This is a genomic window from Pseudomonadota bacterium (genome assembly GCA_039028155.1).
Taxonomy (GTDB): domain Bacteria; phylum Pseudomonadota; class Alphaproteobacteria; order SP197; family SP197; genus JANQGO01.
On the sequence record JBCCIS010000023.1, the window covers coordinates 37,406 to 49,317 of the forward strand.

The 11,912-nt window shown below is 60.2% G+C and carries 9 protein-coding genes; 2 read left to right on the forward strand and 7 right to left on the reverse strand.

Translation table 11 applies throughout. The features are described from left to right. Window positions 1-315: 315 nt before the first annotated feature. Window positions 316-999: a response regulator transcription factor gene (locus tag AAF563_13675; GenBank protein MEM7122328.1), complete on the reverse strand. Its 684-nt coding sequence runs from the start codon at window positions 997-999 to the stop codon at window positions 316-318. 1,911 nt (window positions 1,000-2,910) lie between these two features. On the opposite strand from AAF563_13675, the gene AAF563_13680 reads away from it, so the two are divergent. Next, window positions 2,911-3,357 (forward strand): hypothetical protein, encoded by a 447-nt coding sequence (locus AAF563_13680; GenBank protein ID MEM7122329.1) that lies wholly within the window; start codon window positions 2,911-2,913, stop codon window positions 3,355-3,357. A 152-nt stretch (window positions 3,358-3,509) separates the two neighbouring features. On the opposite strand, the gene AAF563_13685 is transcribed toward AAF563_13680, so the two are convergent. Further along, window positions 3,510-5,261, reverse strand: a complete 1,752-nt coding sequence (locus AAF563_13685; protein ID MEM7122330.1) for a hypothetical protein — start codon at window positions 5,259-5,261, stop codon at window positions 3,510-3,512. Further along, a complete protein-coding gene (locus AAF563_13690) occupies window positions 5,258-6,697 on the reverse strand; it encodes a glutamate mutase L (protein MEM7122331.1) in 1,440 nt (479 codons plus the stop codon). Before AAF563_13690 ends, AAF563_13685 begins: the two co-directional genes overlap by 4 nt. Window positions 6,698-6,913: 216 nt before the next feature. Here AAF563_13690 and AAF563_13695 point away from each other — a divergent pair, with 216 nt between their 5' ends. Next, window positions 6,914-7,726, forward strand: coding sequence for an IclR family transcriptional regulator (locus AAF563_13695; GenBank protein MEM7122332.1), 813 nt, complete (start codon window positions 6,914-6,916; stop codon window positions 7,724-7,726). Between the two features lie 25 nt (window positions 7,727-7,751). On the opposite strand, the gene AAF563_13700 is transcribed toward AAF563_13695, so the two are convergent. Genes AAF563_13700 through AAF563_13715 form a run of 4 tightly spaced genes read right to left on the reverse strand, consistent with a single transcriptional unit; the run spans window position 7,752 to window position 11,468 of the window. Next, a complete protein-coding gene (locus AAF563_13700) occupies window positions 7,752-8,831 on the reverse strand; it encodes an ABC transporter ATP-binding protein (protein ID MEM7122333.1) in 1,080 nt (359 codons plus the stop codon). Beyond that, the gene (locus tag AAF563_13705; GenBank protein ID MEM7122334.1) at window positions 8,828-9,640 is read right to left on the reverse strand and encodes an ABC transporter permease; all 813 of its coding nucleotides are present in this window, start codon (window positions 9,638-9,640) and stop codon (window positions 8,828-8,830) included. Before AAF563_13705 ends, AAF563_13700 begins: the two co-directional genes overlap by 4 nt. Continuing rightward, window positions 9,637-10,515 carry an ABC transporter permease gene (locus tag AAF563_13710; protein ID MEM7122335.1) on the reverse strand — a complete coding sequence of 293 codons (879 nt, stop codon included), beginning with the start codon at window positions 10,513-10,515 and terminating at the stop codon, window positions 9,637-9,639. Before AAF563_13710 ends, AAF563_13705 begins: the two co-directional genes overlap by 4 nt. Before the next feature lie 35 nt (window positions 10,516-10,550). Further along, the gene (locus tag AAF563_13715) at window positions 10,551-11,468 is read right to left on the reverse strand and encodes an extracellular solute-binding protein (GenBank protein ID MEM7122336.1); all 918 of its coding nucleotides are present in this window, start codon (window positions 11,466-11,468) and stop codon (window positions 10,551-10,553) included. Between the last annotated feature and the right edge of the window lie 444 nt (window positions 11,469-11,912).

The window sequence follows — 11,912 nt, forward strand, 5'->3', positions numbered from 1 at the left end:
CGGTAGCGGTAGTGCGGTCAATGGCCGCAATACCACCGTCGGCGAAGTGATTCCGACAGGGCGATTCGTGTTTTCAGCGGCCGATGCCGCAACGAGACGGCTGCCACGCGACGACGGTTGATATCGGGCTGATGTATCTCGGGCTAGGCCCGTGCACCTCAAGATCCGGTTGAGGGCACACTGACAGGCCGTGGTCGACCCACAACACTAAGGCACTTGATCGGACGCGCCCGTCGTTGGCAGCCCCACAAAAGAGAATGCCGCCCCTGTTTCCTAGGGGCGGCATCCTCGTAAGCGCACAAGTGTTGGGTTCCCTCAGTTGGGCGATGAGGGTCCCATCATCAAGCCGGCATCCGCAGCAATGCCGTTGTTCAGCGCCCAGATCGCCGCTTGCGTGCGGTTCTGTGCGTTGATCTTGCGCAGGATGCTTTTCACGTGAACCTTGATGGTCGCTTCGGTCACGCTAAGGCGGTTCGCAATCATCTTGTTGGAGGCTCCCTCGACGAGGCAGCCGAGGATCTGAAGCTCGCGGTCCGACAGGTTGGCACCTTCCGCGGTCGCCGTGTTCGCCATCGTCGGCATCGCCGAGGTACCGCGGAGAATCAGCGGAATAAGTTGAGACGGGAACACGCGCTCGCCGGCCAGAACCAAGTTAAGCGACCCGATCAGGGCTTCCGTCGAGATGTCCTTCAGCAGGTAGCCGTCAACGCCGGCGCTGAAGTATTCAGCAAGCGGCCGCGGCTGCACCGACGTGGTCAGCACGACGACCTTCATGTTGGGTGCGCGCTCGCGCAGCTCGATCAAACGCTCTTTCAGCCCCTCGGTCTCACGCGGCAGATCAAGCAGCAGCAGATCAGGCGGGCTGGACTCAGCCATGCCATCATCAAGACCGCTAATGTCACCAGCGTGACCCAGGACATCGAAATTCGTATCGCTCAAGAGACGAACCATGCCCTCTCTTGAGAGGCGGTTGGAGTCGACAATAAACGTGGTACTCATGGGATTTCCCCTTTTTGGACTGTCAGTCCGAACCATCGATTTAGATTTCCTATCCACAATGCTCGGACCAGCTTTACTTACTCAGCGACCCCACAACGATTTTCGGTAGCTCTTTGCCTTTTATTTTGCTTCCGAAACAACTCGAAAAAGTCCTCCTACCCGATCGACATATCTATTACCTTCCACTCTGATAGGTTCTCAGCTATTCATCAGATGAACAACTATGCTTAGTGGGTAAAAACTCTCTATTCTGACTAAGCAACATCCTGATGTGGAAATTTCATCGCAGCCAAAAACACTACTTTATCTCCGTTGGAGAACCCTTCCGGCTGAGATGAACACTACCAATGAATAGACCTCGACCACAGGAGTTAATCCATCCGTAACTCACGTTGCCCACAGGGATAGGCAACGCATTGCGTGAACAAACGCGGCACGCCGCTTCCGGGGTGCTCGTCCTCACCCCGATCGCGGCGTGTCCGCCATACGGTTTGCGATGTAGGCCACATGGTCATACCCCCTCCGATGCATGAACCGTGCCACTCCGGATCTCACATTTCCAATCGTCAGATCTAGCTTATCCATTTCGATTGGAAATCCGCTCAAACAATCCGGTTTCCCCATAGCACATGTTAGATCGCAACCTACAGTTCCAAGAATCCGGTCATCTACTTAAGTAGAACTACGTAAGGGTAGGATGCCCAATCGCGCAATCGCCTGGGTCAGACCGTGAACCGCATTCATGCATGTCCGGCCCGCCTTGGAAACCCTCGACATTTGGCCACTCACCATCACCGTCCGACCGTTTGGCCACCGATCTTTGGGTGACGCGCGCGTGAATTGCCCCATCAATGACCAAATGCCCGGCGTCCAGGGGCGGACGCGGCCGTACCGACCCATTGGTGAGCGCTTGACGCGCCACACGTCAACACAAGCTCGTCCAGTCATCTTTTTCGCACGGCCCCACCAACCTATTGATAAAAAACAACTTTATGGACGTCGCCCAGCCGTGCGCCAGAGTACTGCCAGTCCGGAAGCGCATTGGCGTCATCGTCGACGGACCCTCATGCCACCGCCGTGATCGGGTAAACGTCAGACATCAACGCAATGTGCGGCAACCTAGCGCGATCACAGAAAGTTGATGGCATAAAATCAGCTACGTAAGGACATCCACGGCGCACGTCCCAGCCTCCAATTGAAGGAGGTTGAGGCGACATCGACTCCGGCACTGGTGTGAGAGACACCGAGAATGGCGCGCGTTGCGTTTGGTATCATGACATCAAAACAGCACGCCGCACCACTCTTGCTATCTCTGATTGTATTTCGATGCTGGCGACACCATGCATATCGATAGAGAAGTCCCATACCGGGACAAATGGGTGCGGCAACAGTCGGGCCCACACCCGCAACTCACGTCAGGAGCGTTGTCCGTTCTTCGGTGACATCCCCGATGGGTTGGGTCGATACGGTCGAATCAGTTTCGGGCGGCCGCTGCGTTCCGTATCAGGACAACCGACCATACCTATTTTCTCAAATGGGGATGTAAACTGGAGCAAGCAGTGGCGGTCCCCCGCCGAACCGCCCATCGATGGGTCGGCGGCTCGCCTTGCATGAACGCCGAACCATGCCACGCCGAAGCTCAAGTAATTCCGCTTGTGGCCGTAAGTAAATCACCACACAGCCTCTGCGGCGCCGCCTTGCCGGTTTCGATCGTCTTGCCGTCTTGAACGCGCGAAATCGCGAACCCGATACGGCGCAATCCGCGGCAGCGTCCCGGTATCACAAGTCATTGACCGGCATCGCGCCATGATCAACGGATATGTGAGGCGCTGTTACTTGTCCGGAGCGGCCTGGAGACGGACGATCCAACTTGGGAGCGGTGGTCGGAGACTGGCGAGCGAGAGGGCGAACATGGACGAGACGTCTTGGCAAATTGAGCTACGACTTCGCGACAGCGACCTGGAGGCCTTCAAGGCCGTCATGAAGCGCTACCGCGTTGGACGGTGCAATGGCGACATCGCCTCGCACGGTTATCTCTGGTCGATGAGCGACGATGGCACGGGTGTCGTTATTGCCAAAAAGGCGGATCGGATATCGGCCCCAACAGTCACCTGGTCAGCCGACTGGCCAACGGCGCGCCAAGCCTTTGCGCAGATTGGTGCCGAGTTCGCATCGGATCTGCTCGCCGTCGCCGAGCCGGTCAATCTGGTGACCTTTGGCGACAATGAACCGGACATCGTCGACGACACCGTCGTCGACGCCGCCCCGGTTGTTCATCGCCGCAGCCGGCTCCGCAATCCGGCTAAGAGAAGGGTCGTCGTGCACAGTCAGGCCAGCCTTCAGCTCGCCAACGGTTAGTACGGATTATGGTTGGCTGGAATCGATTCGCGGTTCCGTCAACGCACGACCTGCTCTAACGGCCGGCGAAACCGCTCCGGACTTCCATAGAGCCTGGATCGCTAAAGAGTACCTGCCACAGGCGTCACCGCACTGCGCGTTTCTTTTTGACCTTAGTTTGACGGTGCGGCACCGATGAGATGCAACAGGTCCGCCACGTCGTTGCAGACGTGGACGCCCATGGCACGCAGGTCCGCTTGCACATCCACCGGTGTCGATTCGCCATCGACATCCTGGTTGAGCGTGCCGCCCATCGCGACAGTCACATCAAGATCACGGGCCACGATCTCATCCTGCAGCTGTCGCGCATAGGTCAGTGCCATGCCGTTGTGGGTAGAGATCAAGATCGCCGTCGCGCCCGCCTCCAGGGCCAGATCGGCAAACTCATCCGGATCGACGCTTGTGCCGGCGACAACCGGCTCGATACCGGCCATGGTCAACCCTTCGACGATCAGGAACATGGCGTATTCGTGGATATCGGTTGATCCCACCACGAGTCGGATCTGATCCTTTTCGGGAATGCCGGCGGAACTGAAGATCGTTTTCACACGAGACCGCCGTTCGACATAGTCGAGGTAGGTATCGGTCGGCACCTCCGGCACGTACATTTCCGCATCCGACATCGGCAGCTCGCCGACACCCCATCGGTTTTCGATGGCGGCGGCGCCCATGCGCCGGACCGTCAAGAGGATCTGCAGGGGATCGGACATATCCACACCGAGTTCCTCAAGCCCCTGCATGATGTTCTCATAGAACCGGCGCCCGCCATCGATCATCCGCGCGCTCAAGGCCTCGATATGCGGCCAGTTCACACTCTCCATCAGGCGCGGCGCATCCCGGGCGATTCGATGGGCGACCGTCTGGGCCTGAACGATTTCCTCCCAGGACGGCACGCGCAAGGCCTCGGTGACGGGAATCGAGAGGGTTGCCGCACCGCTCTTGGTCTTGAGTTGCGCCAGCATCAGATAGAGATCGTCGATCGAGAGGACCGCAAAGTTCTCGTCGATCTCCGGAACGTAGGCCGTCGTGTTGCAATGGTAGAAGGAGTTATAGGTACCTTCCGGTTTGATCGCCTCCAGCGACAAGATAACGGCTGCCTTGTTGACGGGGTTATGAGTCAATCCGCCGTAGGAAATTGAAAGGCGCGCGCCGACAACCTCGTTGATGACATAGCGTTCAAACAGGGCCCAACCGATATAGGAGCAATAGTCCTTGAAGGTCGCGCAAAAGCCGTCCTCCAGATACGACTGCATCATCGCATCGTCGTCGCGTTTCGATGCCATCAGACCCAGTGCTTTGACCATCTCGGCCATTTGCTCGACGTCGTCACCCGGCCAACCCGGGTACTTCCAGGCGAACTGCGACATGTTGCCGATGTAGTTGACGCCGGCCTCCAACGCGTTGCGCGCGTTGCTGAGGGACATGGGCGAGCCGATCATCATGTCGCCCAGATTGGGCTGGATCGGCACGGTATTCGCGGTCGCGTGCCAATCATCCTTGGTCTCCAGCATCGGGCCGGTTTCCTTTGGCGCGCGCTCCCAAAGCTCCGGCGGCAACCCCATCCGGCGATCCATCTGCATCTGATAGCGATCGATTCGAAAGCCGCGCCTTTCGGACTCGTTCCAGATGTTCTCAAGCGCCTGCGCCGTTTCCGCCCAGGTCTGCATGCCGATGTTGAGGGAGGTCATCAACCGGCCTTCCTCGACCATTTTCTTTTTGTAGGCGACCTCCGAACGAACGCCGTGGTCCTGACACAACAAACTTCGGCCAACGGTTACGTCGTCGCCAATCCGGCGCCCCTCTTCCAGTAAGGCGAGGCCGTCGGGGCAGTCACGCGGCAGATAAGACTCAAGTTGGGATGTCATGATGCTCGTGCCTCCCGTGGTCGGCGTGATGCAATGGAACAATCAAGCGTTTGGTCCGCCAGCGCGCGTGCCAGATCGGGTGCAAGGCGGCCCAGCAGGCCGATGGCGTAAAGCGCGTAACTGTGATCGACGGCAATGGCTGGGTCGCGAGGCGATTGCGCGCCCTGAATGTCGCCCAACGCAGCGTACATGAGGGCGTGCGGATCCCGCCCGTGGCGAAACACGCCGCCGGTCGCCACAAGAACCCGCGTCGGACGAAGGTCCTTTCCTGACACGTGATACCGATCGCCCCACGGGCGATGGCGTACGACGACCTTGCCGGCATGGCGCTCGATGGCGGTCGCGGCACCGGCCTGTGCCAACACACAATCCACCGCACGGTCATGGTCGGATTGGGGCAGGAACGACGGTGTTTCACGGCGCCGCTCCGCCTCGCGACCGAGGTCGCAGTTCAATTGCTGCTCCGCCGCAGCTCTTGCCGAAGACGACATCGCCTCCACCGTGCCTGGTGCGCCCCAGCGCATACCAAGATCACCTTCGACGGTGCGCATGACCTCGGGCTCCGGCACCTCTGCGGCCCTGTGATCGTCGCGCACGCCACCCAGGGAATGCACATCGGTGGTCGCACCACCCAGGTCGACAAAAACAACCGGCCCCTCGTTTGCCGGTACGAAGGGCAGCGCCCGACTGACCGCCAGCGGCGTCGGCTCGCACTCCGTCGCAAAGGCTGCCATCATTCCATCAAGGCCCTTGGCATGGGTGATGTGACGCAGAAACAAATCGCGGACCGCCTCGCGCGTCGCCGTCATCGCTATCTCGCCGGCACGCGGAAACACGTTGTCGACAACCCGCACATCACGCACGCCGTCCTGAAGCAGCGCGACAGCCTCGCCGGACACCGCCGCATTGCCGGCCACAATGAAACCCCGCGTCGACCGCAGCCCAGCCAGCATGCGGGCGTTGTGCAGCAGAGCTTCGCTATTGCCGCCATCCAGACCGCCCGAAAGCAGAACCAGATGCGGCGTTGCGGCATCAATGCGTCCGATTGCTTCGGTGTCGAGGAAACCGTGTTCGTCGGCAACGACCTTTGCACCGGCGCCAAACGCCGCCAGTGCGCCGGCGCGGCCCGACAGGTTGGCGGTCAGTCCGACCGACGCCATGCGCAGCCCACCCGCCGCGCTGCTTGATGCCAGCGCCCAGTCATGACCGCCACGCAACGGGGCCGGCAATGCATCCAGGGCGCCGTTCACTCCCTTCATGACGTCGTCATCAATCGTCGTCGGTGCCTGCGCACGCCCCAGCATGGCTCCATCTGGACCGATCACCATGACCTTGGTGAAGGTCGAGCCGATGTCGATCAGAAGGCCGCGATCCCAGGCGCGCCCGTCACACAGGAAGACGTCGGCTCGATCCTTGGTGCGCCTCGTGTTCGTCACATCAACTCCCACCTCATCCCGGCAGCAGGGGCAGAGCAACGGCAATCATGCCGCCATGCGCCAGGCAACGAGCCAGAAATCGTAGGTGTGGGGGTGAGACATCGCAACAAATATAGACTATCGTTGTCATATAGTGACAGTGGTGGGCGGGCACGGCCCAATCTCCACGTCGCCCGAATGCAGAATACAGCGATCTGACTGAGGTGGAGTAACAAAGTGGACCAATCGACGATACCGCCCGACGGAAAACGCTCCTCGTCGAACGTCTCAAAGACACTCCTCAAGGGTCTGAGGGTGATGGAGTGCTTTGACGTGGGCCACCGGGAGCTGTCGTTGACCGAGCTTGTCCACGTCAGCGGATTGGAAATCAGCGGTGCCAGGCGCCTGCTGTCGACCCTGGTCGGCGCCGGCTATCTGACGCAGGACCAGAAGACACGACGCTACCGTCTCTCGTCCAAGGTCCTTGGTTGGTCCGTCGCCTATCTGGGCAATGACCCGCTTGTGACATGTGCGTTCCCCATTCTGCAGAACGTGTCGGACGAAAGCGGTTTCCAGCTCGAGCTCAGCGTGCTCAATGGCAGCGATTGCGTTGTTCTCGTTTCCATGGCAGGCGCCGAAAAACGCCTTTCCCTCATCAAAGGACCATCGGTCGGCGTGCGCGAACCGGCCTTTTGCTCACCAACGGGCCTTGCCATCCTGGCCTTCATGCCGCAGCGAAGCGCCTACGAACTCATCGATGCGGGGCCACGCGAACCGATCACGGACCACACCATCGTCGAGACCGACGCCATCATGGAGGCCCTGGTCAAGACACGGGAGCACGGCTATAGCCTGACAGACCGCGCTTGCCACCCGCGCGCGATTGCGATCGGCGCCCCGGTCTTCGACTACGCGGGCCAGCCCATTGCGGCGCTTGCCCTTACTGTCGACATCGACGACTACACCGTATCGCGCGCGCGGCGCGAGCTGACGTCAATCGTGCTGAAAACGGCTCAGACCGTGTCGCTTGCCTACCAACGGTCAATCTGACAGCGACGACGCATCACCGACGTCATCAGTCACTGCTTACCAACAACGTGTCCTCCGCGCGCCATGACAATTGGACCTTGGTCCCGTCGGGTAGGAGCGCCGCACCACGAACCGAAGGCGTGCGTTGGGTCAGGACCAGGTCAGGCGCTACCTGAATGCGATAGCGCAGACTTCCCGCCGTATACGTGGCATCGACAATATGCCCTTCCAGTGAGTTGTCCGCTTCGACCGGCGCAACATCAAGGTTGATGGTCTCTGGTCGAACACAGGCACATTGGCCAGAACCATCGGGCGCCATCGCGGACTGAACAACAAACCCGTCGGTAGTGATGGCGCGCGTACCTTTCCCATGGGCGGTGATGTCCTTGAGATCGAAGAGGTTCGCTTCACCCAGGAAACTGGCGACAAAACGGTTGACCGGATGTTCATATAGATCGCGCGGTGACCCGACCTGCACGACCCGTCCCTGGTTCATGATCGCGATGCGGTGAGACATTGCCGCTGCCTCGGCCTGATCGTGCGTGACGTAAAGCACCGTCGAGCCCAACGCCGCCTGGAACTGTTTGATCTCGTCCTGCATCGCCTCGCGCAGGTTTTTGTCAAGCGCGCTAAGCGGTTCGTCCATCAACAGCAGCAAGGGGTCATAAACGGCTGCACGCGCGAGCGCGACACGTTGCTGTTGTCCTCCGGACAGTTGACTGGGCCTGCGGCCGGCCATGTCGCCCAACCGCACGAGCGACAGCATCCGTCCCACCCGCTCGGCCGTCTCCGACTTCGAAACGCCGCGCATCTTAAGTGCGAAACCGACATTGTCGCCGACCGTCATGTGCGGAAACAGCGCATAGTTCTGAAAGACCATCCCAATGTTGCGCTGAAACGGCGGCACGCCAACGATGTTTCGGCCGTCGATCAGGATCTCACCACCCGTCGGCGGTATGTAGCCGGCGGTCACGCCCAGCAAAGTTGTCTTGCCCGATCCGCTGGGCCCAATGATCGAGAAGAACTCGCCCGGCTCGATGTCGAGCGTCGTTGCCGATAGCGCCTGAACGGAACCGTAGGACTTGGCGATGTTCCGGTATGCGATACGCGCACCCTGCCCTGTCATGGCGACCGGTCCCTTTGCAGGCGCTTTTGCGCGACGGCAAGCGCGCCGAACAACACAAACGACAGGCAAAGCACCAGGGTCGTCGCCGCCGCGATGATCGGCGTAACGTACTGGCGCAAGTCTTCCCAAAGAAGACGCGGCAGCGTGCGCGTTTCCGGGCTGGTCAGGAACAGCGCGATGATCAGCTCGTCGAACGAGAAGGTAAACGACAGGATGGCACCAACGATGACGCCAACACGGATCATGGGGAACGTCACGTACCAGAACGTCCGCCACCACCCCGCACCCAAGGTCATCGCCGCGTACTCGTAGGCCGGGTGATAGCCCTTCAGCGATGCCGCGACGGTTATGAAGACGAGCGGAATGCAGATCACGGTGTGGCCGATGACCACGCCGGGATAGGTTCCGGCCATCCCCAGCTTTGCCATGACCGGATAGAGACCGATGGCGAGAATGATCTGCGGCAGCATCAACGGTGCAATGACCAGGGCCGACATGGGGCGTGCCCCGAAGAACCGGCCGCGGACAACGCCAAGTGCGGCCAGTGTCCCAAAGGTGGTCGCAAGCAACGCAACCGGCAGTCCGATCTTGATGCTGTTCCACAGCGCCTGAGGATAGTCGACACGCTCCGCCATCGCCTCGTACCACCGGAACGACCACTCGGTTGGCGGGAAGCTCAGGTAAAGCTTGTCGGAGAACGACATCGGCACGATGACGAAGGTGGGCATGACGAGATAAAGCAGAACCATCGCCGCGAACCCGACCATGGCGACCTTGGCAACACGCCCTGTGGTTCTCCACGTCATCATTCAAGCACGCCGCCGGCGCCGGCGCGCCGGGCCACCCGATCGTATAGAATGTAGAGCGCGACGGTCAGCAACAGCAGCAGCGTCGCCAACGCGGAGGCCAGCTCCCAGTTGACCGTTATCGAAACCTGCTGCTCGATCAGAACGGCAACCATCATGTTCTGCGCACCGCCAAGCAGGGCGGGCGTGATATAGAATCCAAGCGACGTGATGAAGACGAGCGCGACGCCCGCGCTGACACCAGGCATCGAGAGCGGCAGGTAGACATGCCAGAAGGCGCGTACCGGATTGGCGCCGAGCACGCCGGCGGCGCGCATGAAGCTGGGGTCGATGTTGCGGAACGCACTGATCAACGGCAACAGCATGAACGGCAGCATGATGTGCACCATGCCGATATGGACGCCGATGTTGTTGTGCATCAACCGCAATGGTTCATCGACGAGTCCAAGATCAAGCAGGAACCCATTGATCACGCCTTTGCGCTGAAACAGCACCATCCACGCATAGGTGCGGATCACCGTGCTGGTCCAGAAAGGGACCAGGATGAGTGCGAAGGATATCTGCAGCCAGCCGCCCCTGAGCCGCGCGATGAGCGCCGCGACCGGATAAGCAATCAACAGACAAAGCACCGTGACGGTCGCCGCCACCTGGAAGGTGTAGCCAAGCACCTTGATGTACGACGACCGGTCGAACACGGTCAGAAAGTGGGCGAACAGCGGCTCGTCGACGCCGAAGCTGCGTGTGACAACGGTAAAAAGCGGCCACAGGAAGAAGAGCAGCAGAAACAGAACCGGCAAAGAGAGAATGACGAAGTAGCCCCGGGCGAGGCTCCACGCCTTGCCCGAGGCTTTCGTGTTCACACTGGGATCAAATGCCATGAGCCCCGCTCAAATTGACGGCGGGCACATGGTGACTAACTCAGGAGCCACTCGTTGAACTCGTTGATGACCTCTTCACCATCAGCGGCCCAGAACTGGAAGTCCGACCACACGCCCTTGTCGATATTCTCAGCCGAACTCGGCAGCAGCGGCAAGCGGTCCGCGGGGATGAATTCCAATGCCGCGGGAACAACCGGTCCATAGGGGATGTTCTCCGAATAGATTGCCTGGCGCTCCGGCTCAAGCGTATGGGCGATGAACTCCATCGACCAACCGACATTGCTGGCGCCCTTGACGACACACCATGCACCGGAGACGAACAGCGCATCGTTGAATGTGTAGTTCACCGGCGCACCATCGACCTTCGGCTGATAGACGCGACCGTTCCACGTCGATCCAACATCGCTTTCGCCGTCGATCAGGAACTGCGCGGACTGTCCCCCGGACTCCCACCAGATAAGCTCAGGCTTGATCTTGTCGAGTGCCGCCAGACCACGCGGCACGTCAATCGGATAGATCTGATCCTTCGGAACGCCATCACCCATCAAGGCGACCTCGAGGGTCTGAAAGGCCTGCTTCCACAGGCTGCGCCGTCCGGGATAGGCCTCCATGTTCCACATGTCGACCCAGCCGCCGGGCGGATTGTCGCCCAGGGTGTCCGTGTTCCAGGCGACGACCTTGGCGGCAACCTCGGCATAGACGTGGTCGTCCCAGGCGGCGGCGGGCAGGACAGCGCTGCGGTCGGTGAGGCCCCAGTCGATCGGCTCGAGCCACCCGTTGTTGCCGGCAACCGGCGCCTCGGCGGCATCGATGTTCAGAATGTCGAGATCGACATTGTCTGCCTCGATCATCGACTTGATCTTGGCAAGACCCGCATAGGGCGCGGTAATGATCTCGATGCCGGTCTTTTCGGTAAACGAGTCAAAATAGGCTGCCTTGTAAGCCTCATCCAAGGCGCCACCGCCCGAGGCAATCACCAACTGATCAGGTTTTGACTGTGCTATCGCCGGAAATCCGAGCGAGCTGACCGCGCCAGCCGCCGCAAGACCGGCGCCGCCTCTTAGAACCTGTCGACGCGTGGTCTGATTGCCAGCGCGGCTTGTTGATTGTGACTTCCTCGACATGATGCACCTCACTCCCGTTGTTGGCTGGCGACGACACCTGGGCATGCGGCAGCACATGCGGGTGTCACCGAACTCGGCAACATCCACTGCGGTGGAACACTGTTGAGCTTGCAGGTTGGGACTGGGGCGATGGTTGGAGAGACGCTATCGCGACAGCTTGCCGTAACCCAAGACTTGGGTGACTGGCACATCGGCAACGATGCGGCCCTGTCCGACAAACCTCCCCCATTCCCCGGGCCGATTGTGGTTTTCGGCCACTTGGTGTCCTGCCAT